This is a genomic window from Ensifer adhaerens (assembly GCF_020035535.1).
Classification (GTDB): domain Bacteria; phylum Pseudomonadota; class Alphaproteobacteria; order Rhizobiales; family Rhizobiaceae; genus Ensifer.
Map to the genome: position 1 here is coordinate 893096 of NZ_CP083350.1, position 25246 is coordinate 918341.

The window sequence follows — 25246 nt, forward strand, 5'->3', positions numbered from 1 at the left end:
GCATCGTTTCGAGGGAGGAAACAATGGCACACAATGCGGCGGAAGCCGAAATCGTCGATACCGGCAGCCTGACGCGGCGCTGGATCATGTATGTCGTCGGCATCTATGTGCTGACCTTCGGCGTCAGCCTGGCGATCCGGGCCGGCATCGGCATTTCACCCCAGAGCAGCCTGACGCGGACCATGACACTGGTCTATCCGCCCTTCAGCCAGGGCACCTACAACTTCATGCTCGAACTGATCATGCTGTTTCTTACCTATCTGGTCCTGCCCAAGGACTTCAAGCTCAAGAACTTCGCGTCGCTGATCCCGGCCTTCGTGCTGGCGGTCTTCCTGGACTTCAACCTGGGGATCACCGAGTTCATCAAGCTCGAGGCCTATCCAGTCCGGGTGGCATTGCTGGTCTTTGCCGACGCGGCGCTCGCCTTCGGCCTGTTCCTGATGATCCGCGCCAATCTCGTGCTGATGCCGATCGACATGTTCGTCAACACGATCTTCAAGCGCACCGGCTGGAAGTGGGGCAACATCAAGACGGGCTTCGACTGCACGCTGCTGGTTCTGTCGGCCTGTATCGGTCTACTCTTCCTCGCCGAGGTCAAGTTCATCCGCGAAGGCACGATCCTGAACGCGATTCTCGTCGGTCAGTACATCAAGCTCTACTTCTTCCTGTTCAAGAAGTTCCAGGGCAAGGCGGAACCGTCGCCGAAGGGACTGGAGGCTGCCGCGAAGTAGCATCCCGCGAAGATGCAAGAAGGGGTGCCCAACCGGCGCCCCTTCGTCAGTCATAGTGATCGATGCTCTTGAACGGCTATCCGAAGGCGAGTTCGAGGTTCTGCCGGTCCCGAGCCACCACCTGGCACTTGGTTTCGAAGCCATCGCCGGCGACCACCAGAACGAGTTCCGGCGGTATACCGGCTGAGTTCGAAACCGTAACCGCGGCACCATCGGCACCAAGCGAGCGGATTGTGCATTCCATCTTTGAGTGTCTGTCGTCGAAAAGAATGGTGCCGGCCTTCAGTACACGCTGACGGGGGCCTAGCGGGTAGCCGACTTCGAGGCTGCTCCACTCGACGCAGCGGTTCCGCCCTCCGGCCTTGGCGAGATACATCGCCGCGTCCGCTTGGGCGAGCAATGTGCCGATATCCCTGCTCTTGAGCGACAGCGCGGCCGTGCCGAAGCTTGCGGTGACTGCGAGCTGACCAAATTCACCGTGGATCGTTTGCGCGGCAATGGCCGCCCTCAGCTTTTCAGCAGCGGCCAGCGCGCCTGTCGCGTCGACATGCGGCAGCATGATGGCGAATTCCTCGCCGCCGAGCCGTCCGAAGAGGTCGCTTGCCCGCAGTTTGGACTGGCAGATCGAGGCAACGGCCCTCAAGACGTCGTCCCCGGCCGCATGCCCGTGCGTATCGTTGACCCGCTTGAAATGGTCGACGTCGAGGACGATGCAAGACACGTCGTGTTGGTGCCGTATGGCGAGCGAGACCAGCTTGTCCGCCTCCTCGCGGAAGGCCCGTCGCGTCAGCGTTCCCGTCAGCCCATCCGTCGCGGCCGACCGGAGCAGATCGATCCGATCCATCGCCACGCCCGCAAGTTCCGTCAGGATCGTCAGATCCTTGCTCGTGAAGTGTCTCGGCGCGCGGTCGATCGCGCACACGGTTCCGACCGTGTGTCCGTCCTTGGTCTTGAGCGGGACGCCCGCGTAGAACCGGATATGTTCCGGACCGGTCACGGCCGGATGCTGTGAAAAGCGCGGGTCCTTCGTGGCGTCGTTGACGACCAGGGGTTCGTCGGAGGCGACGACGTATCGGCAGAACGTATCTTTGCGCGGAACCTCGTCGGCCGAAAGTCCGGAGCAGGCCTTGTACCATTGGCGATGTGCATCGATGAGGGAGACGATGCCGATCTCGATGGCGAAGACCTGCTTGATCAGCCGCACGACGCGTTCAAGGCCTTCATCCCTGGGCGTGTCGAGAATGTCGAGGTGTCCAAGGGCTGCGAGGCGATCGAATTCCCTGCCTTTGGCGTCCGCCGTCGGCCGTCCGGCTGGCTCAGCAACCACCATTCCGTTTTCCTTTCTCACTGCGCGTCAGGCAAATAGACGCGTTTTACGGAAAAAACAAAAGGCGCTGAACAGCAAGTGGATGTGGATTGCGTCGGCTCTGTGGCGAAAGCCGACATTGTGAGACCACGTTTGTGGCAGGGCGGCGGATCCTCCGCCTTTGTTTAGCCGCCGAAACTTCCGAGCTGGGTCGGCACGTGCACATAGTTGCGGTCGAAGTAGAGCAGCGCGTTGCCGTCGCTGCGCGAACGGATGCCGACAACGCGGCCGATCAGGATGTGATGCGTTCCGAGCAGCCGCGCCTCGGAGAGCTCGCAGTCGAGCGAAACGATCGCATCCTTGACCGCGAAGCTGCCGGAGGTCATCTCCACCCAGTCGGCCGCCGCATAGCGGGCCGCCATATCCTGCGTCGCGCCGGCGAAATGGCCGGCGAGGTCCCGGTGGTCGTGGCTGAGCACATTGACGCAGAAGCGCCTGTTGTCGATGAACAACCCGCATTGGGTGGAATTCCGGTTCATGCAGACGAGCAGCGTTGGCGGCTCGTCGGTCACCGAGCACATGGCGGTGGCGGTGAACCCGCCGCGTCCGGCGGGTCCGTTTGTGGTGATGACGTTGACCGGCGCACACACCCGCGCCATGGCGTTGCGAAACTCCGTCTTCGAGACAAGCGGTTCCATGGCGAACCTCATTCGGCCGCGTTGCGAAGAGGCTGTCCACCGTCAAGCGGCGGTAGCCAAGTGTTTCCGGTCCAGCCGTTTTCGTCGTAGTCGGCCATGCACTGGTCGACAAGCGCCTCCATCTCCTTCAGCCGCCCGCCGCGCTCGGCCCCCTTCAGGACTTGCAGCCGCACTTCCTCCGGCGCGCCGGCATAGTTGAGTTCGTAGAGCGCATGCCGTCCGCCGAACTCCGTTCCCGTCGCATCCCACAGCAGCTTCATGATCTTGATGCGCTCGATGTGGCCCATGTCGTTCGAGCCGCGCACATATTGCGCCAGGTAACGATCGATCTCCGGGTTGCCGAAGTCGCGCGCCGAGGACGGCAGGTAGATGAGGCCGGAGGCTACGACCTTTCGGATCGTCTCGACGACACGCGGATAGGCCTCCGACATGAAGGTACGATAGGAAAGGGCGGCTTCGAGATTGGGAAGCACGGCGCCGTCGGCCCAGGGAATGGGGTTGTGCGCCATGGCGTTGGAGAAGCTCCAGAACATGTGGCGAAGCGCGATGACCTCGCCGAGCGCCGCCTGGTTGCCGCGGAACGCATCGCCCCCGGTGGCCCTCAAGGCCTTGGCAAGCAGGCCTGCAAGGAAGTCGAGCTTCACGGCGAAACGGGTGCAGCCCTGGAAGCAATAGCCGTGCATGAAGCCGGAGGCCGGGTGGAAGGAGAGGATCTTGGCGGCGTCGCGCAGCACCAACACGTCTTCCCAGGGCACGAAGACGTTGTCGAGCACCAGGATCGCGTCGTTCTCGTCAAAGCGCGACGACAGCGGATAGTCGAAGGGATGGCCGACCGCATTGGCGGTCTGCTCGTAGGAGACGCGACAAAACATCTTGATGCCCGGCGCGTTCATCGGGACGATGAACATGACCGAAAGCGAGGGGTCCTCCGTCACCGTCGCGGAGCTTTGCGCCAGGAAATTATAGTGCGTCAGAGCCGAGGAGGTCGCGACCACCTTGGCGCCGGAGACGTGGATGCCGGCATCGGTTTCCTTGGTGATGTGGACGAAGACGTCTTTCACCGCATCCGCCGGCTTGTGGCGGTCGATCGGCGGATTGACGATCGCGTGGTTCATGAAGAGTGCCGCTTCCTGGGCGCGTTTGTGCCAGGCAAGCGCATTGTCCTTGAACGGCCCGTACCAGTTGGCGTTGGCGCCGAGCGTGTTCATCAGCGCCGCCTTGTAGTCGGCGGTGCGGCCCATCCAGCCGTAGGACATGCGCGCCCATTCGGCGATCGCGCCCTGCTGTGCGGCTAGGTCGGCGGGCGAGCGGGCGACGCGGAAATACTTGTGGGTGTAGCCACCGGAGCCGGTGTCGGTCGGCGAGGTGAGGATGTCCTTCTTCGCGGGATCGTGCAGGGCGTCATAGAGCCTTGCAAGCGAGCGGGCGGAGTTGCGCATGGCGGGGTGGCTGGTGACGTCGTGCACGCGCTCGCCGTTGATATAAACCTCGCGCCCGTCGCGCAGGCTTTCCAGATACTCGGCGCCGGTGAAGGGCCGCGTCCGGTCGGCGCGGAAATCCTCTGCTCTCATTTTCTCCTCCTTGAGTTTCGTCAAGGCTAGGCGTTGAAATCGTCCGCTGCCATGGACAGAATGGCAAAATGACTTGGACTTTTTCCGGTGAAACATGACCGACACCATCCCCAGCTTCTTCGTTTACGGCGAACCGGAGCAACAGCTCGAACCGGGGTTCTTCCACGTCGAGACAGTCATGGCGCGGCGAGCTCTGCATCAGGGAGAGGTGAAAGCGCACAAGCATGACCAGATGGGGCAGATCACCTTCTGGCTGAGCGGCCGCGGCACCTACTTCATCGACGACAGGCCATTGGACTTTTCCGCACCGGCCGTCAGCTTCGTGCCAAGCGGCATCGTGCATGGCTTTTCCGTCGATCCACAGACCAGCGACGCCGTCGTCGTCTCGGTCGCCGACGAAGCGTTGCTCTCCATTCGGGAGAACACGACGCTGGCGCTCGATAGGCCCACGATGATCCGTGGCGATGGCAAAGACCGGGACTGGTGCCGTCTTGCCGAGTTGCTCGAAATCGTTGCTGATGAATATGCCGGCGGCGCGGCCGGCACCCAACAGATGCTCGCGTCCCTAGTTGCCGCCGTCCTGACCCAGATCGCCCGCCTGGCATCCGCCATGTCGGTCGGCCAGCAGACTGAGGCAGCGCTGGCAACGGAACTTCGTCGGCTCATCGATGTGCACTTCCGCGAAAACTGGACCGTCGGGAAATACACAGACGCGCTGGCGACGACGCCGCATCTCATCGCGAAGGCCAGCCGGGACGCCTTCGGCATGCAGGTCAAGGAACTGATCAACGAGCGCCGCCTGCTGGAGGCAAAGCGCCTGCTGCTCTTCACCGTGCGGCCGCTCGAAGATATCGCCTATGAGATCGGCTTTGCCGATCCCGCCTATTTCTCGCGCTTTTTCCGATTGCGCGTGGGAGAGGCGCCCAGCGACTGGCGCCGGGCGCGGGTGAGTTCCAGCGCCGGCTAAGTCAGCGGCTCCGGGGAAAGCTCTCTGGTCACGGTGGCTGCCGGCTATCGGCCGTAAGCCCGCATCACCTCCATCAGCGGTTCGTGCCGGATCGCCTGGATCTTGAAGCGGTCATGCGGCGTGCCGCCGGAGTCCTCCGCTGCGATCATCGCATTGACCACTGCTTCCTCGACGCTGTCGACGGTTGCGAGATAGACCGGATCGAGCAACTCGTCGTTGACGATCTCCAGCGACAGGCGCGGCGGCGCCTTGTGCGCCATCGGCTGTGTGTTGGCGGTCGAAAAGGCGAGGAAGATATCGCCGGAATTGTTGCCGCCGGGCGTACCGTTGCGGCCGATGCCGATCGCTGCCCGTCGCGCCAGACGCTTCAACTGATGCGGCGCCATCGGCAGGTCGGTGGCGATCACGACGATGATCGAGCCGCGCTCCTGCATCTGGCTTTGCGGCGTGCCGTCGCGCATGTGTTCGCCGACCGGAACGCCGCGGATGGTCAGCCAGTCACGCTGGCCGTGATTGGCCTGAACCAGCGTGCCGATCGTGTAGTCGCGGCCACCGAATTGGACGACGCGCGACGCCGTTCCGGTGCCGCCCTTGAAGCCATAGGCGATCATGCCGGTGCCGCCACCACAATTGCCTTCCTGAACCGGACCTGACATGGCGCTGTCGAGTGCCGCGCGCACGTCGGCTTCGGTGATCGGCTGACCGTTGATGTCGTTCAAGACCCCGTCATAGGTCTCGGCGACCACGGGCATCAGCCAGAGGAAATCATCCGTGTCATAAGTCGATTTGTAGCGCTCCAGCATCCATTGGATGGTGGCGTGATGCGTCATGCCGACGGCGTGGGTGTTGGTGATCATCACGGGCCCGAGGAAGAAGCCGCCGTCTTCGATCCAATGGGTGCCGGTCATCTCGCCGTTGCCGTTGAACCGGTGCACGCCGGCATAGACCGGGACCGGCGTTTCCGATTCGACATGCGGCAGGATTGCGGTGACGCCGGTGCGCACCGGGCGTTTGCGGCCGGGTCGCGGCGTCTGCTCCTCGATGGTGCGGAAACCGACGGCGATGCCTTCGACATCGGTGATGGCATTGAAGCGGCCAGTGCGGCCGGAAAAGGGCAGGCCGATGTCGCGGGCGCGGGCGCCGGAGGGTGTAGAGCTTTTGTCGTTCATGATCATTTCTGCCGGGAGCGAAGGTAAAGGCCGAGCGAGGCGACGACGAAGGAGAAGGTCAGCATCATCACGGCGATGGCGTTGATCTCTGGTTTGATGCCGCGCCGAAGCATGGAGAAGATGAACATCGGCAGCGTGGTGACGTCGACGCCGGCGATGAAATAGGTGATGACGAGGTCATCCATCGAGATGATGAAGGCGAGCAGCGCGCCGCCGACGATCGCCGGAAAAAGCTGCGGCAGCACCACCCGGCGAAATGTCATCCATTCGTTGGCGCCGAGATCGGCTGACGCGTGTTCCAGCGTGCGGTCCATACCGGCAAGGCGGGCTGAGACGACGATGAAGACGTAGGAGATCAGGAAGGTGCACTGGCCGATGATGATCGTCGTCAGGCCGAGATTGATGCCGGAATTGACGAAGAAGATCAGGAGCGCGATGCCGAGCACGATATCCGGCATCAGCATCGGCATGAACATCACCACCCGGTAGAAGCGCTGGCCGACGAATTGGAACCGATAGAGGGCGATGGCTATCGCCGTGCCGAAGACGGTCGCAATCGCGGTCGTGGAGGCGGCGATGACCAGGCTGTTCCACACCGCCTGCAGCAGTTGCCCGGTCGATTCGATATAGAGCGCGCTTTCGGAAACCTTCGTCTTGAAGCCGAGCACCTGCGCGTACCATTCGGTGGTGAAGCCCGTCCAGGTCATCATGTTCACCGGATTGGCGTTGAACGAATAGACGGCGATGACGACGAGCGGAATGTAGATGAAGGCGAAGAAGAGGCCGGTATAGGCGACAAGGCCGCCGTTAAAGAGGGATCGAGCGATCTTCATGGGTCACCTCACCGTGCCAGGGCCGCGGCGGCGCTACGCCGACCGGAAAGCACCACGTGGACGACCATCATGATCAGCATGACGCTCATCACCATCATCGCCAGCGCCGCGCCGAACGGCCAGTTGCGGGCGGCGAGGAACTGCTGCTCGATCAGATTGCCGAACATCATCACCTTCGCGCCGCCGAGCACCGCCGGCACGACGAAGTTGCCGAGCGCCGGGATGAAGACGATGATCGCGCCGCCGGCAATGCCGGGAGCCGTCAACGGCAGGATGATGCGCCAGAAGGTGCGCACCGGGCCGGCGCCGAGATCGAGCGAGGCGCGCACCAGCGTCCAGTCGAGTTTCTCGACGCTGGCGTAAACCGGCATGAACATGAAGGGAATGAACACATAGGTCATGCCAAGGATGATCGCGCCCTTGGTGTAGATCAGGTCGAGCGGCCGATCGATCAGCCCGATGGACAAAAGCACTTCGTTGACGAGGCCGGTCTGGCGCAGGATCAGCACCCAGACGAAAAGCCGTACGATCAGGCTGGTGAAGAAGGGCAGCGTGATCAGGAACAGGCAGAAGTTCTTCCAGCGCTCCGAGAGCCGGGCGATGCAGAAGGCGGCGGGATAGCATACGAGAATGGTTGCAAGCACCGTGAGCGCGGCGATCTCGACCGAGCGCAGGAAGATCGCGATGTAGATCGGATCGAACTCCTCGAACATCGGATCGGCGAAGCCGAGGATGCGCCCGAAATTGTGCGGATAGAAGGTCCACTCCACCCCGCCATAAAGGCCCGGTGCCAGGAAGCTGGTCACGACCATGATTGCGAGCGGGCCGAGGAAGAAGACGGCGAGAAAGGCGGAGACCGGCCCGAGCAGGAGGCCGAGTTGAAAGCGGCGGCGGCTGGCGATCGACATCTCAGGCACCTTCCCTTTCGCCGATCAGGTGCACGGCGGCCGGATCATAGGCGAGACGCGCCTTGCGGGTGCGCTCGACCGTGCCGACGAGATTGCGGCGGTTGGCCGGGACTTCGGCCACGACCTTTCGGCCCTCGGCGGTTCGGCCGAACAGCTCGAAGGTCGAGCCGACGAAGACGATCTGGTCGAGGTCGACGTCGATCGTCGGGAAGGGGGCGTTGTCCTCGGCGAGGAAGAACTGCTCCGGCCGGATCAATGCCGTCGCCATTGTCGGGATTTTCCGGTCGCAGGGCTGGTGGCGGATCGCCATTCCGTCGGCCGTCATCAGCCGGTCGCCGTCGAGCCTGCCTTCGAACAGGTTGCTGGCGCCGATGAAAGTCGCGACGAAGGTGTTGACCGGGTGGTCGTAGATGGCGCGTGGGGTGTCGAGCTGCTGGATCCGACCACCTGACAGTACCGCGACACGATCCGACATCGTCAGCGCTTCCTGCTGGTCGTGGGTGACGAAAATGAAGGAGATGCCGAGCTCGTCCTGCAGCGTTTTGAGTTCGATCTGCATCGCCTGGCGCAGGTTTTTGTCGAGCGCCGACAGCGGTTCGTCGAGCAGCAGCAGCTTCGGCCGGGCGATGATGGCGCGGGCGAGCGCCACCCGCTGCTGCTGGCCGCCTGAGAGCTGGCGCGGCTTGCGTGCTTCCATGCCTTCGAGCCCGACCATCTTCAGGGCGCTCGCGACCTTTTCGCGACGCTGCGGTTTGGCAATGCCCACGACCTCCAGCGAATAGGCGACGTTTTCGCCGACCGTCATATGCGGAAACAGGGCGTAGTTCTGAAAGACGGTGTTGACCGGGCGGCGATAGGGCGGCCGGTCCGTCATGTCCTCGCCGTCGATCAGGATCGAGCCGCCGTCGAGTTCGACGAAGCCGCTGATTGCCTGCAGCAGTGTGGTCTTGCCGCAACCGGAAGGGCCGAGCAAGGTCAGGAATTCGTTGCGGCGGACATCGAGATTGATTCGGTCGAGAGCGGTCACGGTGCCGCCTTCCGGAGTGGCAAAGGCCTTGCTCGCCTCCACCAGCCGGACGATGGAATTCTGCATACTTCTGTTCCCCAAAATGTTATGCAAATAACGCTTGTGCGTTTTCGATATATGGATACCATTTGCCTATCGGAGTCAACGGCCACGAGAAGCCGTGATCCGGAAGCGGCCGGCAAAGGCCGTGCCAGGCCGTCCGGCCAGAACCATCAGAGGAGAATTTCAATGACGATGACAAACGGGACGACCCGCGGAGGCAGGAGAGCTTTCGCGACCCGTGCACGCACTGTGGCACTTTCCCTGGCGGCGCTGACCGCCCTGTTCGGGACGACGCAAGCAGCCGAGCTCAACATCTACAACTGGGGCGAATACATCAATCCGGCCGTGCTGAAGAAGTTCGAGGAGGAGACCCAGATCAAGGTCAATCTCTCGACCTATTCCTCCAACGAGGAGATGCTGGCGAAAATCCAGGGCGGCGCCACGGGCTATGACATCGTCTTCCCGTCGGTACATATGCAGGACATCATGGCCAAGCTCGACCTGCTCGAAAAGACCGACATCAACGCCTATGAGGGCTTCAAGAACATCGACCCGACGTTCCTGCGCGCCAAGAGCGACCCGAAGGGCGAATATTGCCTGCCCTATGCGTTCGGGACGGTCGGCATTCTCTACAACCGAACATTGCTCGGCAAGGACGTGACCGGCTGGCGCGACCTGATCGAGACGGTGAAGGCCAAGGGTCTGAAATTCACGCTGCTCGACGACATGCGCGAGGTGCTGTCGGTCGGCCTGATCCTCAATGGCCACAAGGTCAACTCCACCGACCCCGCCGAATTGCAGCAGGCGGCCGATACGATCATCGCCATGAAGCCTGATGTCGCTGCCTTCACCTATGACACCCGCCCGATGGTCGCGGCCGGCGACGTGGCGGCCGGTCACTTTTTCGTCGGCTCGATGGTCGACGTCTTCGCCAATCCGAAGGATCTCGGCTACGTGATCCCGGAGGAAGGCGCGACGATGTACCAGGAGGATATCTGCGTTCTGAAGACCGCGCCGAACAAGGAGAACGCCATCAAGTTCATGCAGTTCTACACCCGTCCGGAAGTGGCGGCGCTCAACATCGAGCAGCAGACGAACGGCACGGCCAACGTCCCGGCGCGGCAATTGACCCCCGAGCAGATCAAGAATAGCAAGGAAATCAATCCGCCGCCGGAAACCATGCAGAAACTGCAGATCTTCGAAGATCTCGGCCCTGCCGTGCGCCAGCTCGATCGGGTCTGGACCAAGGTGAAGACGGCGCAATAAATGTGCGATGCGACGGAGAGGGGTGTACGGCGCATTCTTGCCGACATCCCACTCTGATCATGCAATGGGAGGGGACGTGGCACAGCGAATCCTGAAGCTGGTGCGTAGCGACGAGCTCAGGCGCTCGAAATCGGACAAGCTCATCGCCAACTACATCGAGCGTAATCTCGCCGATATTCCCTTCGAGACGGCGCGCTCGATCGCGACCCGGCTTGAGGTTTCGCCGATGACGGTCGGGCGCTATCTCCGGCGCATGGGCTTCGACGGTCTCGATGAGCTGAAGCTGGAGCTCAGGCGCGACGGCTCCAACAATCCGGCCTGGCAGGTGAAGGGATCGGTTGGTCGACTTCGCGACGACAATCGCGAAGGTAAGTTGCTTGCCGGTCTGATCCAGCAACAGATCGACAATCTCGGCATGATCTACGAGCTGACGACCGCGCCGGAATGGCAGCAGGCGATCGATGCGTTGATCTCCGCCAGCGAGGTCTATGTCGCGGCGTATCAGAACGTGCGCGGCATCGCGCAATATTTCGCCAGCCAGCTTTCCTATACCCGGTCGCGAGTGCAGTTCGTCGACGGCCTCAACGGCACCTATGCCGAGTTGCTCGACGGTTCCGTCGAGGGTCGGGTGCTGTTCCTGCACGACGTTCGCCGTTTCGCCGCAAAGGCGCGGCCGTTGGCGGAGGAGGCGCGCCGGGCGGGCGTCAAGGTTATCCTCTTCACCGACGAATTCTGCCCTTGGGCGCCCGAAGTTTCCGACATCTGCCTCATCGTGCCCGGATCGCACGGCCCGCTCTGGGACGGAGCCGCGACAACGGTCGCGGTCATGGACCTGCTCTTGAGCAACGTCATCGTCGTGCTCGGCGACGAAGTCGGTGAGCGCGTTGCACAGCTCACCCGATTGCAGAACGTCTTCGGCGACTTCGAGGATTGAAGTCCGCCGCCTCTGATGCTCAACGCCCCGTCGCCTGTGGGATATAGTCCAGCCCGATGTCGATGGAGGCCGGCCGCCCGTCGAGGAAGAGTTCGCCGATGCGCGGCGCCGTCCTGGCGATGACCTTGCCGGCCTTGATGACGAAAAGCCGGTTCGGCTTCAGCCGCAGGGCTTCACTGACATCGGCTGCCTGCAGCAAGACGAGATCGGCCTTGCAGCCGACGTCGAGGCCGTATCCTTCAAGGCCCATGGTTTTCGCCGTATTCACGGTGATGGCATCGAAGATCTTGCGTTTATCCTCGATCCCGCCCATCTGTGTCACATGGATGGCCATGTGAGCCACTTCTAGCATGTCGCCCGATCCCATCGAGTACCAGGGATCCATGACGCAGTCGTGCCCGAAGGAGACGTTGAGCCCCGCCACCATCAATTCCTTCACCCGCGTCATGCCGCGCCGCTTCGGATAGCTGTCGTGGCGTCCCTGCAGCATGATGTTGATGAGCGGATTGGGGATCACGTTGATCTTAGCCTCCGCCATCAGTGGAATGAGCTTGGAGACGTAGTAGTTGTCCATCGAATGCATCGAGGTCAGGTGCGAACCGGCGACGTGGCCTTGAAGACCAAAGCGGACCGTTTGCGCCGCCAGCGTCTCGATGTGGCGCGACATCGGATCGTCGGTCTCGTCGCAATGCATGTCGACCGGCAGGCCACGGTCTGCGGCGATCCGGCAAAGCGCCTCCACCGAGCGGGCGCCATCTTCCATCGTGCGCTCGAAATGCGGGATGCCGCCGACGATGCCGATGCCCATGTCGAGCGCGCGGTTCAGTGACGCCTCGCCGTCAGCCGCGCGAAAATAGCCGTCCTGCGGGAAGGCGACGAGCTGCAGGTCGATATAGGGCGCGATCTTCTCTTTCACCTCCAAGAGCGCTTCGGCCGTCACCAGCCGCGGATCGGACGTGTCGACGTGGCTGCGGATGGCAAGAAGGCCCTGGCTGACCGCGAGGTCGCAATAGCGCAGCGCCCGCTCGACCAGCGCCTCCTTGGTCAGCAACGGGCGCAGTTCGCCCCAAAGCGCGATGCCTTCCAGCAGCGTGCCGGAGACGTTCATACGCGGCAGGCCGAGCGACAGCGTCGCGTCCATGTGAAAATGCGGATCGCAGAACGGCGGGCTGAGCAGGCGGCCGGTGGCATCGATTTCGCCGCCGGCCGTTGCGACAAGAGCCTTCTCGATCGTGGCGATCTTGCCGCCCTTGACGCCGACATCGAAACCCTGTCGCCCGTCCGGAAGGTTGGCGTTGCGGATGATCAGATCGAACATGGTCGGCCCCTCGCTCCTTACCCGTTGGATCGTGGCGGCGTCCTGGCCGAAAAGAGGGGCAGAACGCCTGACGCCGATCCCGGCGATGCTCAGTGATAGCATCGGAACGGGCTTTGAGGTCAAGCGTCGCCGGCTAAGGGCCGGTGGAGGAGATCACACTGCGCCGTAGCTGCGCCAAAGGACATAGAGGCTGACGGAAAAGATGATCGCGCGGAAAATCTTGGTCAGCGTGTCCCGCTGGGTTGCGAGCCGGGTGGAAACGATGGTGCCGATCACGCCGCCACCAATGCCGCCGGCGATGAAGTAGCCGGCGATGCGCCAGTCCACCAATCCCGAGGCCGCGTAGTTGATCGCCGTCGTCAGGCCGAATGTACCGACGGCGAGAAGCGATGTGCCGACCGCATTGATCAGCGGCATGCCGGTCGCAAACAGCAGTCCGGGAACGATGAGGAAACCGCCGCCGATGCCGAAAAAGCCGGAACAGGTACCGGTCAAAAGGGCCGTCAGGCCGGTCTTGCCGTGCGTCCCGAGCGAAAGCGATTGCGGTGTCGCCGCCGTGTCGCATTTGACCTTCCGCATGGCGAAGCTGACGAACATCATCACCAGGCCGAAGAGGAACAGCAGCCGCTGGCCGTCGATCAGTTTGCCGAGGCTAGAGCCGAAAAAAGCGCCGAGCGAGCCGGCAACGGTGAAGATCAGGGCGCAGCGCCACCAGAGATGGCCGCGAAGCGCATGGCTGATCAGGTTGAGGTAGGCGTTGGCCGAAACCGCGAGCGCGCCGGTGCCGAGCGCGGTGTGCACGTCGCGGATACCGACGACATAGATCAGGAGCGGCGTCGCAAGGATCGAGCCGCCGCCGCCGATCAGACCGAGCGTGAAGCCGGTGAGCGAACCGGAGCCGATCGCAAGCAACATCTGCTGGAAGGGATCCACCACGATGCCGCTACCCCCAAACCGAGCCGGGAAGCGCGTCGAGCGGTATCTTCAGGTAACGCCGGCCATTGTCCTCGGCGGTCGGGAGCTCGCCGCCGCGCACGTTCACCTGCAGAGCGTGCAGTATGAGCTTCGGCATCGGCAGGGTGCGGTCGCGTGCCTCGCGCAGTTTGACGAAATCGGCCTCGGTCTTGCCGGCGATGTGCGGGTTCGCGGCCCTCTGCTCGGCGACCGTGCTTTCCCAGCGCGCCTCGCGGCCGCCAGGGCAATAGTCATGACCGGTAAAGAGCCGGGTTTCGTCCGGCAGCGCCAGAATGGCCTGGATCGAGCGCCAGAGATCGGCAGCACTGCCGCCTGGAAAATCGGCGCGGGCCGAGCCGCTGTCGGGCATGAACAGTGTGTCGTGGATGAAGGCCGCGTCGCCGATCACATAAGAGATCGAGGCGAGCGTATGTCCGGGCGAATGGATGACACGCGCCTTGAGTTCACCGATGCGGAAGCTCTCGCCGTCGACGAACAGCCGGTCCCATTGCGAGCCGTCGCAGGCGAAATCCGGCCAGTTGTAGATGTCTTTCCAGATCCGCTGCACGCCTTTCACGTGCTCGCCGATCGCCGTCGGCGCGCCGGTCTTCGCTTTGAGATAGCGCGCCGCTGAGAAGTGATCTGCATGGGGATGGGTGTCGAGGATCCACTCAGCGGTCAGCCCCTTGGCTGAGATATGATCGAGGATCGCATCGGCATTGCGCGTGGCGGTCGAGCCCGACTTCTCGTCGAAATCGAGCACCGGGTCGATGATCGCGCATTTGCCCGTCGCCGGATCGGCCACGACATATTGGATGCTGCCGGTGCGGGGATCGTAGAAGCCGGTCACATCGGGCTTATGCATAGGCGAGAGCCTCCTCAGCCGTTGCACACGGGAAGAAGATCGCGCGGGCGGAGTCAAAATCGTAGTCAGCTTCGAAGGACGGCGCGTCGGCGGCCAGCTGCGTGACGCAATCAAGGATGTATTTCACTTTTTCATCCGACAGCAGCACGCTGAAGTTCAGCCGCGTGAAACCCGGCTTCTCGATTTCCTCGCCGGCGAGGATCGCCTGGCGGATCTGTTCGGAGTGTTCGGGATCGATCGACAGCAGCCGGTGAACGTAGGGTCCGGCGCAGGCGCAGCCGCCGCGCGCCTGGATACCGAAGCGATCGCTCAGCATGCGGGTGACGAGCTGCTGGTGGACGTAGCCACCTTTGCCATTGCGGATGCGGAAGGAGAATATCGGCAGACGATCCGGTTCCTGAAGGCCGAGCAGTTCAAGTTGCGGGATGGCCTTCCAGGCGGCAAACGCCTGTTTCGCCAGCTCGCGGTTGCGGCGTCCCATCTGCTCAAGGCCGATCGCATGCTTGACGATGAAGGCAAGGGCCGCGCGGATGTCGCCGACGACATTCGGCGTACCGGCTTCCTCGCGGGCCTCGAGGTTGGCGCTGTAGTCGTGGGTATCAGGCGAGACGAATTTCACCGTGCCGCCGCCCGGCCAGGTCGGCTTGTCGGTCGTGACGCCGTCGCGGCGAACGATCAGGATGCCGGAAGCGCCCGGGCCGCCGATGAACTTGTGCGGCGAGACGACGATCGCGTCGATCTCGGCACCTGAAACGGGCGACATGGCAATCGGAACATAGGGGCCGGCGCCGGCATAGTCCCAGATCATCTTCGCGCCGGCGGTTTTGACCATCCTGGTGATCGTGGCCACGTCACTGGTAATGCCGGTGATGTTCGACCCAGCCGAGAGGGTGCAGATGGTGAGATCAGCTTCGCCAGGGCGGAGCGCCCGTTCGAGACCGCCGAGGTCCGGTCCGCCCGATGCGCATTCGGCGAGCTCGACGATTTCGGCGCCGCTCTCGCGCCAGGGCAGAATGTTGGAATGGTGCTCATAGGGGCCGATGATGACCCGGACGTGCTTTCCTGCCGCCACGGTTTCGGCAACGCCGAACAGCTTGACGAGGCGGTTGATGCCGGAGGTCGCGCCGGAGCCGGTGAAGATGACCGCATGGTCAGCCGTCGCGCCGCAGAATTCGCCGATCAGCGTGCGCGCTTCGCGGCGCATCCGGGTCATGAAGCCCCCGCAATAGGAGGCTTCCGTATGGCTGTTGGCGTAATAGGGCAGGACTTCGTCGAGCACGAAGTTTTCGATCACGCGCAGTGCCCGGCCGGAAGCGACATAGTCGGCATAGACGAGCGTCTTCATGCCATAGGGACCGGCGATCTGCGCCTTTGCGCCGACGAGATCGTCACGCAGGTTGGAAACCACGCCTGGGCCGTTCAAAGCCTGACGGAAACGGGCGAGGGGTGTAAGGGTCTCGCAGGGCTGATGGTGGACGGCAGGGGCAATCATCTCGCTTACTCCTCGGAGCGAACATTGACAGAGATTATATTCCCCTTCATGGTCAAAAAATTCACCTATCTTACTGCAGCAGCGGCGCCACATTGGGTCACATGATCGACGAATTATCAAAAATCGATAGTTTTGATCTGAAGATCATGACGTTGCTGCAAAAGGATTCGAGCCTCTCGCAACGTGAACTGGCCGAGAGAGTGGGGCTGTCGCAAAATGCCTGCTGGCGGCGCCTGCAGCGCCTGCAGTCGATCGGCATGATCCGGGGCTCGCACTGCGACATCGATCTCAGTGCCTTGGGGCTGAATCTGACGGTGATCGTCATGATCCGCACGCGTCATCACTCCAAGGAGTGGAGTGACGGATTCCGCCAGCATGTCGAGCGGCTGCCGGAAGTGATCGACTTCTACAGGATCGGTGGGGACTGGGACTATCTGATCAAGGTGGTGACCCGTGGCATGGGCGGCTACGACGCCTTCTATCAGAAGCTCATCACGAACTTCGATCTCGCCACGGTCACGGGCTTCTTCTCCATGGAGGCGATCATCAACAACCGTCCCGTGGATCTCAGCCGGTTGCGGTGAGGCGCCGGCTCCCGGGCCTCACCGCCTTTTGTCACATGACGCCGAAGCGTTCGAACGCCTCGACGGTGCTCATGCCGGCTTCGATCGCCAGGCGCACCTTGCTTTCGGTTTCGGCCTTTTCCAGCGCCAGCGCGATCGCTTCCCGCTCCGCCTCGCGCGGAATGACGAGCACGCCGTCGCGGTCGCCAAAGAGGATATCGCCCGGACGGATGCGGATGCCGCCGATCTCGATCGGGATACCGTAGTCGACGACCTTGCCGCGCGGTCCCTGGTCCTGGGCATAGGAGCCGTAGCAGAAGGTGGGGAAATCGAGCGCGAGAATGCCGGCGCTGTCGCGGCAATAGCCGTCGCAGATCGCGCCGGCTGCCTTCAGTTTCATTGCCCGCGTCGACATCAACTCGCCCCAGACGGCGTAGCGCGGCGACGAACCGGAACAGACATAGATCTCGTTTTCCTTCAGGCTGTCGAGCGCATGGAACATCAAGCCAAAAGGCTTGGTGCTGAATTCCGAGTGGCCGCCGGCCTCAGCGGTCGCGAAGAAATCGGCCTCGAGCACCGGCATGGCGCGGCCGACGGCGACCATGTCGTCGCGAAGCGCCTTGATCTGCGGCGGCAGGAACTGATGCTGCAGACCCATCGTGTCGAGAATGTCGCCAACCACGGCCGTGAACAGCCGGCTGCGCATGGCGGCAAAGAGTGCGGTATCGTCTTCAAAATGTATCATCTCTTCCCTCAAGCCTTATGCGCCATGGCGGTCGCGATGCCCTGCATGACGCCTCTGATTTCCGCGAGACCCTTCAGCCGCCCGATCAGCGAATAGCCGGGATTGATCCGCTCCTTGCCGATGTCGTCGGCGAGCAGATGTCCGTGATCGGGCCGAAGCGGGATCTGCCAGTCGGTGCGACTTTCCTGCACGCGCCGCTCCTGCTCCTGCATCAGCGCAAGGATCACCGCCGGCATATCGCTCGATCCGCCGAGATGGTCGGCTTCGTAGAACGAGCCGTCATCCTCGCGTTGGACATTGCGCAGGTGGGCGAAGTAGATGCGCGGGCCGAACTCGCGCACCATGGCTGGCAGATCGTTTTCGGCGCGCGTGCCGTAGGAGCCGGTGCAGAAGGTGATGCCATTGGCCGGACTGTCGACGGCGGCGAGGATGCGCCTGACGTCGGCCGGCGTGGAGACGATGCGCGGCAGACCGTAGAGGGAAAAGGCAGGGTCATCCGGGTGGATACAGAGCCGGATACCGACTTCCTCGGCGACCGGCACGATCTCCCTGAGGAACCGCGCCAGGTTGGCGTGCAGAGCGTCGGCGGTGACGCCGTCATATTCCGAGAGGGCTGCGAGGAAACTCGCCCGGTTGAATTGGCGCTCGGTCGCCGGAAGACCGGCAATCAGATTGCGCTCGATCCGGTCGATTTTCGCCTGGTCCATCTCGTCGAGACGCTGGCGGGCGGCGGCGATCTGCTGCTCTGAGTAGCTGTCCTCCACATGCGGACGCTTCAGCACGAAGAGATCGTAGGCGGCAAAGTCGACCGCATCGAAGCGCAGCGCATAGCCGCCGTTCGCCAGGGGCTGCATCAGCTCCGTGCGCGTCCAATCGACCACCGGCATGAAATTGTAGCAGACGATGCTGATGCCCGAGCGCGCCAGGGCGCGAAGCGTATCCTTGTACCAGCCGATGTAGCGGGCGCTTTCTGATGTCGCGAGCTTGATCGAGTTGTGCACCGGAATGCTCTCGACGACGCTCCAGCGCATGCCGGCCGCTTCGATCAGCGCCTTCTGCTCCAGGATTGCTTCATCGGACCAGGGCGAACCGTCATAGATGTGGTGCAGCGCCGAGACGATCCCCGTGGCGCCCGCCTGCCGGATGTGGCCGAGCGGCACCGGATCGTTTGGCCCATACCAGCGAAAGCACTCTTCCATCAGTCTCATGCAGAACTCCTACTCGCTTCCGTGGCTATTGTTGGACCACGCCCGGCAATAATGTCCCATTGGTCCAACAATTCAAGCCTTGAAACGGCGATTTCGCGCGAAAATCATCGCTTCAGCTAAAGCGTTCAAATTTTCACTTGACGAAATATACGATCTGGACCAACAAATAAAGCATCGCAGGGAGGATGGCGGGTGAGCAGTTCGGTACGGGAAGATGCATTGTCGGGCGTGGAGGCCGTCGAGCCGGGAAAGACCTCGGCCGTCGATCGCCTCGTTGAGCAGATCCGCGACATGATCTCCGAGCGCGGCCTCGGTATCGGTGACGCGCTGCCGACCGAGCGTGATCTCGGCGAACAGTTCCAGGCTGGCCGCAATACCGTGCGCGAGGCGCTGCAGGTGCTGCGCGCCTATGGCATGGTCGAGACGCGTCCGAAGGTGGGCGCCGTCATCAGCGGCGGCCATGGCGAAGCGATCCGCCGGTTATTCGCCTTTCACAACGGTATCTCACCGGACTCGTTTCACGATCTGCAGGGCTTCCGCCGCATCATCGAGACCGGTGTCGGTGAACACATCATTCTGACAGCGCGCGAAGCCGATTTCGACCGGCTGGATGCGATCAATGCCCGCATTCTGGAGGCCGAGAGCGTCGAAGCGGCAGCACAGTGCGACTATGAGTTCCACTCGGCGATCGTCGAACTCTCGGGCAACCGCACGACGCTCGCCGCCTATCACATGCTGCGCTCGGTAATTGAGGAGGTCATGCGTCTCGGCAAGGCCGAGCGCCCGGTGCACGCGGCGACCTTCGAGGCGCATGCCGAGATCATTCGGGCGCTGAGGGCCCGCGACCGGATCGCCTATGTCTACCTGATGAGCCGTCATCTGGAGTTCGGCATTCGCTTCGTCGATGCCCCGCCGGGCGGCCTGCAGCCACGATAACATTTTTGGAGATTTGGCCCGACCGCGCTTCAGGCGGTGCGGGCCACCATTTGCCGGATTTTCGCCCGTTGATCCGGCGGCACGAACAGGGCACTTGGGAGGAGAACCAATATGAGCAACATGAAACGTCTGGCGCTTGCAGCGCTGCTTGCCACCGTCAGCTTCGCACCGGGCGCGGCATTTGCTGGCGGCAAGGCGATCGCCGGCATCGTGTTCCAGCAGGACCAGTATTTCCGCGGCATCCAGATCGGCATGGAAAAGGCGGCGGAAGCTGCCGGCGACGAGCTTCTTGCCGGTAACAGCGACAGCAAGCTGGAGAAGGAAGCGCAACTGATCGACACCTACATTGCCCGCGGCGTGAACTCGATCGTTGTGGCGCCTCTCTCGGCCGATGCCTCGGTGCCGGCGCTGAAGAAGGCACGTGACGCCGGCATCACGGTCGTCACTTACGGCACCTCGGCCAATGGCGATGTCGCCCAGGCGACGGTAACGAGCTCGGACCGCGATATCGGCATCGGCACCGGCAAGGCCGCGACCGACTTCCTGAAGACGCTCGGCAACGGCGGCAAGGTCAAGATCGGCACGCTTGCCTTCAAGGCGCTCCTGCCCGAGCAGTCGAACGCCCGCGTCGACGGGTTCCTGAGTGTCGTCAATGATCAGGTCGATATCGTCGCCCAGCAGGACGCCTGGCTTGCCGAAAAGGCGCTGGCCGTCGCGAGCGACATGCTGACGGCCAATCCCGATATTCAGGTGATCTACGCCGCCAACGAGGGCGGCACGATCGGCGCGGTGCAGGCGGTCAAGAAGGCAGGCCTCGAAGGCAAGGTCTTCGTGTTCGGCACCGACGGTTCCGAGCAGCTCGCCAACATGCTCTTGAACTCCGACAACGTGCTTCAGGCAACGACCGCGCAGCAGCCGCTCGAGGTCGGCAAGCAGGCGATCGAAGCGGCGCAGAACCTGCTCGACGGCAAGAAGATCGAGACCAAGGTCAACGTGCCGGTGCTGCCTCTGACGCGCGCTGACACGCAGGCGGTCGCGGCCTACAAGGAAGGCCTGAAGGCCCTGAAGTGATTGGGTTCTGACGTCAGCCGAGCGGCGGGACATCGCGCCCGCCACTCCCTCGTCTTGCACAGCAGGAAATCCGCATGAGCTATTCGCAACCGAGTTCAGCCGCGTTGCAAGGGGTGCAGGGACGGCTGGACTTTCGGGCCGTGACCAAGCGTTACGGCCCGACTGTCGCCCTCTCGGAATTCACCCACAGCTTCGCCCCCGGCCAGGTGCATGCCCTGATGGGCAAGAACGGCTCGGGCAAGTCGACGCTCGTCAAGCTTCTTGCCGGCGTCACCGAGCCGACATCCGGCACGATCAGCGTGAATGGCGAGGATCGCCATTTCACCTCGCCGCACGATGCGTTTGCCGCCGGCATCGTCACCGTGCACCAGGAGCTTTCGCTGGTGCCGGAGCTTTCTGTCGGGGAAAACATCTTTCTCGGTCGCTTGCCACACAAGCGACGCGCCGGCTTCAGCGTCGTCGACTGGGCGGGCCTGCACAAGCGCGCCGGCGAATTGCTGGCCGATATGGGGCTCGCGATCGATTCCCGCCAGCCGGTCTCGGCCCTCAGCGTCGGCCAGCAGCAGGTGGTCGAGATCGTCAAGGCGATGTCCTTCAACCCGTCGATCCTGCTCCTGGACGAGCCGACCTCGGCGCTGGCCTCGCGTGAGGTCAAGCAGCTCTTCGCGCTGATCGAACGCCTGCGTGCCCGCGGCGTGACGATGATCTACATCACCCACCGCATGAGCGAGCTTTTCGAGATTGCCGACACCTGCACGGTGATCCGCGACGGCCACTATATCGGCGCGGTCGAGATGAAGGCGACGACGCCGTCGGCGATCGTCGGCATGATGTTCGGCGATGCCGCCCGTGCGACGCGTCCGCCACGGCGCACGCTCGATCGCACCAGGCCGGTGCTCGAAGTGCGCGACCTCAGCCGCTCCGGGCATTTTCACAATGTTTCCTTCGATCTCTATCCTGGCGAAATCCTCGGCATCGCCGGTCTGCTCGGCGCAGGGCGTACCGAACTGATGCGGGCGATCTTCGGCGCCGACCGGATCGATGGCGGCTCCGTCACACTGAATGGCCGCGTCATGACCGGCGCAAGTCCGCGCGACATGCGCAAGGCGGGGCTTGGCTACACGCCGGAAAATCGCAAGGAGGTCGGCCTCGTGCAGTCGCTTTCGACCGCCGACAATCTCTGCATGGCGAGCCTCGGCCCGATCTCCAGCAGGGGTTTCATCTCGCGCCGGCACGAACAGCCGCATGTGCGCCGCCAGATCGCCGATCTGCACATCAAGTGCGGCGATCCGGAACTGCCCGTGTCGTCGCTGTCGGGTGGCAACCAGCAGAAGGTGGTGATCGGGAAATGGCTGAACCGGCAGCCGTCGGTGATGTTCTTCGATGAACCGAGCCGCGGCGTCGACGTCCAGGCCAAGCGCCAGATCTTCGACATCATCTGGCAACAGGCCGCCGATGGCCTTGCGAGCCTTTTCGTCTCGACCGAGCTCGAGGAGGTGCTGGAAGTCGCCGACCGCATCCTCGTCATGCATCACGGCGCAGTCGTCGCCGAGGTGGATCCGACGAAAACCGACCTGACCGAACTTTACGGCCTGTGCATGGAAGGGGCCAAGCAATGACACTCGTGAGCCAGACCACGGAAACAGGCGGGCAGAACACGCCGCTCAAGTTTCTGAAAACCTACCCGATGGAGATCATTCTCGCCACGCTGGTGATCTTCCTGATCTTCGTCGCACCGGGCTTTGCCTCCACCAGCAACGTCTTGAACGTGCTGCGCACGGTGTCGATGCTCGGTATCATCGCCTTCGGCATGACCGCCGTCATCATCAGTGGCGAGATCGATCTCTCCGTTGGCGCAGGCGCAGCACTTGCCGGCTGCATCGTTGCCTGGTTCGCCGACCGTTTCACCGACACGTTCGGTGATTGGGGCGCGGTCACCGTCGGCTTCGCGGTGGCACTTCTGCTCGGCTTCTCGCTCGGCTATCTCACCGGCCGTTTCCGGCAGTGGTTCAACGTGCCGACCTTCATCACTACGCTGGCGCTTTTCGCAGCGCTGCGCGGTGTCGCCAACCTGATCACCGGCGGCTTCCCGATGTCGTCCTTCCCGGTCGGTTTCGATTTCCTCGGCGGCGGTTACCTCTTCGGCATCCCGTTCCCGGTCTATATCTTCGCGCTGACCTTCGCGGCCATGCACTTCCTGATGAAGTACACGAGCTTCGGCCGCGAGGTTTATGCCGTCGGCGGCAATATGGAAGCGGCCCGCCTTTCCGGCATCGACATCTGGAAGGTGAAGGCGCTGACGCTGGGGCTGACGGGCGCGCTCACTGCCGTCTCCGGCACGCTGATCGCCTCGCAGATCGGGGCCGGCACGGGGACGACGGCGACCGGCATGGAGCTCGACGTGATCGCGGCCGTGATCATCGGTGGCACCTCGCTCTTCGGCGGCAAGGGCCGCATCTGGGGCACCCTGATCGGGGTGCTGTTCCTCGGCTGCATCTCCAACGGCATGACGCTGATGAATGTCAGCGAATATTGGCAATACGTCGTGCGCGGCGGGATCATCCTCGGCGCCGTGCTCTTGAACCAGGTCCTGGAACGGGTGCGCTGAGACCGGCGCGGGGTGTCCGCATCCCGCTCCCCTTATGACTAACGATCACGCTCATGATCTCGGGTCGACGCAGGCCTGGATCATCGCGATCCATCGCGGAGACAATCATGACTGAATTCAAGGGAAAAATCGCGCTGGTCACCGGCACGTCCGGCATCGGGCTTGCCTCGGCGATCCGGCTTGCCTCGTCGGGCGCGACCGTGCTTGCCTGTGGCAACGATGTCGCCACCAACGAGATCTTCGACCGCACAGCCAAAGAGCGCGACTTGCCGATGTCGACCCGACTGACGGACGTCGCCGTGGAAGCAGAGGTTGAGGCGGCCGTGCGCGAGGCGGTGCTTCGCCATGGCGGACTGGACATCGTCGTCAACGCCGCCGCCGTCCATCCCTATGGCACGGTGCTTGACACCAGCGCCGAGACCTTTGCGCGCTGCCTGTCGGTCAATGTCGGCTCGATCTATCTCACCGGCCGCTTCGGCATTCCCGAAATGATGAAGCGCGGCGGCGGCGCGATCGTCAACATCTCCTCGGTGCAGGGCCATGCCTGCCAGCAGAATGTCGCGGCCTATGTCGCCTCCAAGGGTGCGATCCATGCGCTGACCCGGGCCATGGCGCTCGACCATGCGGCCGCCAAGGTCCGGGTCAATTCGGTCAGCCCAGGCTCGGTGCGCACGCCGCTGCTGTCGCTTGCGGCCCGCACCTATGGCGGCGAGGGCGTCAGCGAGACAGACGCCTTTGCCCGCTTCGGCGCTGCGCACCCGATCGGCCGCATCGGCGAGCCGGAGGAGGTGGCCGAGCTGGTCGCTTATCTCGCCTCGGATCGCGCCGCCTTCGTTACGGGCTCGGACTTCCGCATCGACGGCGGCCTCACTGCCGGCATCGGCGTCAAATAATCGGACAGGAAACGACAAGATGAAAATCGGCCTTGGGCTCTACCGGGAGCAACTCACCCCGGATAACTTTCAGTTTGCCTTGCAGGCGGGCGCGACCCATGTGGTCGCGCATCTCACCAACTATTTCGCCGGCAAAGATCCAAAGATCGACAGTGGCGACCAGGGCGGCTGGGGTGATTGCTCCGGTGACCGGCTCTGGACTTACGAAGAGCTGTCGGCGCTGGTGAAGGATGTCAGGGCCGGCGGGCTGGAGGTTGCGGCGATCGAGAACTTCTCGCCGCGCTTCTGGCATGACGTGCTGCTCGACGGGCCTGAGCGCGCCCAGCAGATCGAGGGGCTGAAGCAGCTCATTCGCGACGCCGGCCGCGCCGGTATTCCCTGCATCGGCTACAATTTCTCGCTCGCCGGCGTCTATGGCTGGACCCGTGGCCCCTACGCCCGAGGCGGCGCCGAATCCGTCGGCTTCGGCGTCGAAAACAGCATCGCCCCAAGCCCGGATGCGCCGATCCCGGACGGCATGATCTGGAACATGCGCTATCGTCACGGCGTCGCCGGCGCTGCCTCCGTTTCCGTCAGTTCGGCGGATCTCTGGGAGCGCCTCAGCCACTTCCTGAAGGAGGTCGTCCCGGTCGCCGAGGAGGCGGGCGTCGTGCTCGGTGCCCACCCGGACGATCCGCCGGCCGAGGAACTGCGGGGCACGGCGCGGCTCGTCAACCGTCCGGAGAAATACGATCGGCTGATGTCAATCGTTGACTCGCCGTCGAACGGGCTCGAACTTTGCCTCGGCTCACTGCAGGAGATGCCGGGCGGCGACATCTACGAGCATGTCCGCCGCTTCGCCCGCTCCGGCCGCATCGGCTACATCCATTTCCGCAACGTGCGCGGAAAGATGCCGCGTTACGTCGAGACCTTCGTCGACGAAGGCGACATCGACATGGCCGAGATCATCCGCATCCTGCGCGACGAAAACTACCAGGGGGTGATGATCCCCGACCATACGCCGGCCATGACCTGCAGCGCCTCCTGGCACGCGGGCAAGGCCTTTGCGCTCGGCTACATGAAGGCGCTGGTGCAGAACGCCGAGGCGCTCGGCCCCGCGCGTTCGATCCCGACAAGCATTGCTGCGGAATAGGAGGCGGAG

The 25246-nt window shown here is 63.1% G+C and carries 24 protein-coding genes; 11 read left to right on the plus strand and 13 right to left on the minus strand.

Translation table 11 applies throughout. The features are described 5' to 3' along the window. Positions 1-23: 23 nt before the first annotated feature. On the plus strand, positions 24-731 hold the full coding sequence (locus LAC81_RS24480; protein ID WP_223729745.1) for a YczE/YyaS/YitT family protein: 708 nt from the start codon (positions 24-26) through the stop codon (positions 729-731). Between the two features lie 76 nt (positions 732-807). Here LAC81_RS24480 and LAC81_RS24485 read toward each other — a convergent pair whose 3' ends face one another. From LAC81_RS24485 to LAC81_RS24495, 3 genes are all read right to left on the minus strand, one after another. Beyond that, a complete protein-coding gene (locus LAC81_RS24485) occupies positions 808-2061 on the minus strand; it encodes a sensor domain-containing diguanylate cyclase (protein WP_223729746.1) in 1254 nt (417 codons plus the stop codon). A 161-nt stretch (positions 2062-2222) separates the two neighbouring features. Next, positions 2223-2735, minus strand: coding sequence for a flavin reductase (locus LAC81_RS24490; RefSeq protein ID WP_223729747.1), 513 nt, complete (start codon positions 2733-2735; stop codon positions 2223-2225). 8 nt (positions 2736-2743) lie between these two features. Next, a complete protein-coding gene (locus LAC81_RS24495; protein WP_223729748.1) occupies positions 2744-4306 on the minus strand; it encodes a 4-hydroxyphenylacetate 3-hydroxylase family protein in 1563 nt (520 codons plus the stop codon). A gap of 94 nt (positions 4307-4400) precedes the next feature. Between LAC81_RS24495 and LAC81_RS24500 the strand changes: the two genes are divergently transcribed. Next, the gene (locus LAC81_RS24500; protein ID WP_223729749.1) at positions 4401-5273 is read left to right on the plus strand and encodes a helix-turn-helix domain-containing protein; all 873 of its coding nucleotides are present in this window, start codon (positions 4401-4403) and stop codon (positions 5271-5273) included. 44 nt (positions 5274-5317) lie between these two features. Here the strand turns inward: LAC81_RS24500 and LAC81_RS24505 are convergent, their stop codons facing one another. From LAC81_RS24505 to LAC81_RS24520, 4 genes are read right to left on the minus strand one after another with little or no spacing between them, the layout of a single operon-like run. Further along, positions 5318-6442, minus strand: a complete 1125-nt coding sequence (locus LAC81_RS24505) for a P1 family peptidase (protein WP_223729750.1) — start codon at positions 6440-6442, stop codon at positions 5318-5320. 2 nt (positions 6443-6444) lie between these two features. After that, complete coding sequence (locus LAC81_RS24510) at positions 6445-7275, minus strand: ABC transporter permease (RefSeq protein ID WP_223729751.1); 831 nt, start codon at positions 7273-7275, stop codon at positions 6445-6447. Positions 7276-7283: 8 nt separating this feature from the next. Next, positions 7284-8183: an ABC transporter permease gene (locus tag LAC81_RS24515; RefSeq protein WP_223729752.1), complete on the minus strand. Its 900-nt coding sequence runs from the start codon at positions 8181-8183 to the stop codon at positions 7284-7286. Between the two features lies 1 nt (position 8184). Continuing rightward, a complete protein-coding gene (locus tag LAC81_RS24520) occupies positions 8185-9276 on the minus strand; it encodes an ABC transporter ATP-binding protein (protein WP_223729753.1) in 1092 nt (363 codons plus the stop codon). 162 nt (positions 9277-9438) lie between these two features. Here LAC81_RS24520 and LAC81_RS24525 point away from each other — a divergent pair, with 162 nt between their 5' ends. Together LAC81_RS24525 and LAC81_RS24530 are read left to right on the plus strand one after the other, a co-directional pair. Next, positions 9439-10518 (plus strand): polyamine ABC transporter substrate-binding protein, encoded by a 1080-nt coding sequence (locus LAC81_RS24525; RefSeq protein ID WP_223729754.1) that lies wholly within the window; start codon positions 9439-9441, stop codon positions 10516-10518. A gap of 76 nt (positions 10519-10594) precedes the next feature. Then, the gene (locus LAC81_RS24530; protein ID WP_113539463.1) at positions 10595-11452 is read left to right on the plus strand and encodes a MurR/RpiR family transcriptional regulator; all 858 of its coding nucleotides are present in this window, start codon (positions 10595-10597) and stop codon (positions 11450-11452) included. Between the two features lie 19 nt (positions 11453-11471). Here the strand turns inward: LAC81_RS24530 and LAC81_RS24535 are convergent, their stop codons facing one another. The 4 genes from LAC81_RS24535 to LAC81_RS24550 all read right to left on the minus strand — a co-directional run bounded on the left by LAC81_RS24535 (position 11472) and on the right by LAC81_RS24550 (position 16081). Then, positions 11472-12770, minus strand: coding sequence for an amidohydrolase family protein (locus tag LAC81_RS24535; RefSeq protein WP_223729755.1), 1299 nt, complete (start codon positions 12768-12770; stop codon positions 11472-11474). A 153-nt stretch (positions 12771-12923) separates the two neighbouring features. After that, positions 12924-13685: a sulfite exporter TauE/SafE family protein gene (locus LAC81_RS24540; protein ID WP_223730315.1), complete on the minus strand. Its 762-nt coding sequence runs from the start codon at positions 13683-13685 to the stop codon at positions 12924-12926. A gap of 28 nt (positions 13686-13713) precedes the next feature. Further along, complete coding sequence (locus LAC81_RS24545) at positions 13714-14589, minus strand: MBL fold metallo-hydrolase (RefSeq protein WP_223729756.1); 876 nt, start codon at positions 14587-14589, stop codon at positions 13714-13716. Further along, positions 14582-16081: an aminotransferase class V-fold PLP-dependent enzyme gene (locus tag LAC81_RS24550; RefSeq protein ID WP_223729757.1), complete on the minus strand. Its 1500-nt coding sequence runs from the start codon at positions 16079-16081 to the stop codon at positions 14582-14584. The genes LAC81_RS24545 and LAC81_RS24550 overlap by 8 nt, the downstream gene beginning before the upstream one ends. A 101-nt stretch (positions 16082-16182) precedes the next feature. On the opposite strand from LAC81_RS24550, the gene LAC81_RS24555 reads away from it, so the two are divergent. Further along, complete coding sequence (locus LAC81_RS24555) at positions 16183-16665, plus strand: Lrp/AsnC family transcriptional regulator (RefSeq protein WP_223729758.1); 483 nt, start codon at positions 16183-16185, stop codon at positions 16663-16665. Positions 16666-16696: 31 nt separating this feature from the next. Here the strand turns inward: LAC81_RS24555 and LAC81_RS24560 are convergent, their stop codons facing one another. Together LAC81_RS24560 and uxuA are read right to left on the minus strand one after the other, a co-directional pair. Next, positions 16697-17389 (minus strand): RraA family protein, encoded by a 693-nt coding sequence (locus LAC81_RS24560; protein ID WP_223729759.1) that lies wholly within the window; start codon positions 17387-17389, stop codon positions 16697-16699. An 8-nt stretch (positions 17390-17397) separates the two neighbouring features. Then, positions 17398-18588 carry a mannonate dehydratase gene (gene uxuA / locus LAC81_RS24565; RefSeq protein ID WP_223730316.1) on the minus strand — a complete coding sequence of 397 codons (1191 nt, stop codon included), beginning with the start codon at positions 18586-18588 and terminating at the stop codon, positions 17398-17400. 201 nt (positions 18589-18789) lie between these two features. Between uxuA and LAC81_RS24570 the strand changes: the two genes are divergently transcribed. The 6 genes from LAC81_RS24570 to LAC81_RS24595 all read left to right on the plus strand — a co-directional run bounded on the left by LAC81_RS24570 (position 18790) and on the right by LAC81_RS24595 (position 25237). After that, positions 18790-19533 carry a FadR/GntR family transcriptional regulator gene (locus LAC81_RS24570; RefSeq protein ID WP_223729760.1) on the plus strand — a complete coding sequence of 248 codons (744 nt, stop codon included), beginning with the start codon at positions 18790-18792 and terminating at the stop codon, positions 19531-19533. A 111-nt stretch (positions 19534-19644) separates the two neighbouring features. Beyond that, positions 19645-20604, plus strand: a complete 960-nt coding sequence (locus LAC81_RS24575) for a substrate-binding domain-containing protein (RefSeq protein ID WP_052201675.1) — start codon at positions 19645-19647, stop codon at positions 20602-20604. Positions 20605-20678: 74 nt separating this feature from the next. Further along, a complete protein-coding gene (locus LAC81_RS24580; protein ID WP_223729761.1) occupies positions 20679-22223 on the plus strand; it encodes a sugar ABC transporter ATP-binding protein in 1545 nt (514 codons plus the stop codon). Next, entirely contained in the window at positions 22220-23212 is a 993-nt protein-coding gene (locus LAC81_RS24585; RefSeq protein WP_223729762.1) for an ABC transporter permease, read from the plus strand. Before LAC81_RS24580 ends, LAC81_RS24585 begins: the two co-directional genes overlap by 4 nt. A 107-nt stretch (positions 23213-23319) precedes the next feature. After that, on the plus strand, positions 23320-24105 hold the full coding sequence (locus LAC81_RS24590) for an SDR family NAD(P)-dependent oxidoreductase (protein WP_223729763.1): 786 nt from the start codon (positions 23320-23322) through the stop codon (positions 24103-24105). Between the two features lie 19 nt (positions 24106-24124). Next, a complete protein-coding gene (locus LAC81_RS24595) occupies positions 24125-25237 on the plus strand; it encodes a mannonate dehydratase (protein ID WP_223729764.1) in 1113 nt (370 codons plus the stop codon). Positions 25238-25246: the final 9 nt, after the last annotated feature.

Bases quoted from the DNA above. Each gene is read 5' to 3' on its own strand.
- LAC81_RS24480 (WP_223729745.1), top strand. From the start codon at position 24: ATGGCACACAATGCGGCGGAAGCCGAAATCGTCGATACCGGCAGCCTG.
- LAC81_RS24485 (WP_223729746.1), bottom strand. From the start codon at position 2,061: ATGGTGGTTGCTGAGCCAGCCGGACGGCCGACGGCGGACGCCAAAGGC.
- LAC81_RS24490 (WP_223729747.1), bottom strand. From the start codon at position 2,735: ATGGAACCGCTTGTCTCGAAGACGGAGTTTCGCAACGCCATGGCGCGG.
- LAC81_RS24495 (WP_223729748.1), bottom strand. From the start codon at position 4,306: ATGAGAGCAGAGGATTTCCGCGCCGACCGGACGCGGCCCTTCACCGGC.
- LAC81_RS24500 (WP_223729749.1), top strand. From the start codon at position 4,401: ATGACCGACACCATCCCCAGCTTCTTCGTTTACGGCGAACCGGAGCAA.
- LAC81_RS24505 (WP_223729750.1), bottom strand. From the start codon at position 6,442: ATGAACGACAAAAGCTCTACACCCTCCGGCGCCCGCGCCCGCGACATC.
- LAC81_RS24510 (WP_223729751.1), bottom strand. From the start codon at position 7,275: ATGAAGATCGCTCGATCCCTCTTTAACGGCGGCCTTGTCGCCTATACC.
- LAC81_RS24515 (WP_223729752.1), bottom strand. From the start codon at position 8,183: ATGTCGATCGCCAGCCGCCGCCGCTTTCAACTCGGCCTCCTGCTCGGG.
- LAC81_RS24520 (WP_223729753.1), bottom strand. From the start codon at position 9,276: ATGCAGAATTCCATCGTCCGGCTGGTGGAGGCGAGCAAGGCCTTTGCC.
- LAC81_RS24525 (WP_223729754.1), top strand. From the start codon at position 9,439: ATGACGATGACAAACGGGACGACCCGCGGAGGCAGGAGAGCTTTCGCG.
- LAC81_RS24535 (WP_223729755.1), bottom strand. From the start codon at position 12,770: ATGTTCGATCTGATCATCCGCAACGCCAACCTTCCGGACGGGCGACAG.
- LAC81_RS24540 (WP_223730315.1), bottom strand. From the start codon at position 13,685: ATGTTGCTTGCGATCGGCTCCGGTTCGCTCACCGGCTTCACGCTCGGT.
- LAC81_RS24545 (WP_223729756.1), bottom strand. From the start codon at position 14,589: ATGCATAAGCCCGATGTGACCGGCTTCTACGATCCCCGCACCGGCAGC.
- LAC81_RS24550 (WP_223729757.1), bottom strand. From the start codon at position 16,081: ATGATTGCCCCTGCCGTCCACCATCAGCCCTGCGAGACCCTTACACCC.
- LAC81_RS24555 (WP_223729758.1), top strand. From the start codon at position 16,183: ATGATCGACGAATTATCAAAAATCGATAGTTTTGATCTGAAGATCATG.
- LAC81_RS24560 (WP_223729759.1), bottom strand. From the start codon at position 17,389: ATGATACATTTTGAAGACGATACCGCACTCTTTGCCGCCATGCGCAGC.
- uxuA (WP_223730316.1), bottom strand. From the start codon at position 18,588: ATGGAAGAGTGCTTTCGCTGGTATGGGCCAAACGATCCGGTGCCGCTC.
- LAC81_RS24575 (WP_052201675.1), top strand. From the start codon at position 19,645: ATGAGCAACATGAAACGTCTGGCGCTTGCAGCGCTGCTTGCCACCGTC.
- LAC81_RS24580 (WP_223729761.1), top strand. From the start codon at position 20,679: ATGAGCTATTCGCAACCGAGTTCAGCCGCGTTGCAAGGGGTGCAGGGA.
- LAC81_RS24585 (WP_223729762.1), top strand. From the start codon at position 22,220: ATGACACTCGTGAGCCAGACCACGGAAACAGGCGGGCAGAACACGCCG.
- LAC81_RS24590 (WP_223729763.1), top strand. From the start codon at position 23,320: ATGACTGAATTCAAGGGAAAAATCGCGCTGGTCACCGGCACGTCCGGC.
- LAC81_RS24595 (WP_223729764.1), top strand. From the start codon at position 24,125: ATGAAAATCGGCCTTGGGCTCTACCGGGAGCAACTCACCCCGGATAAC.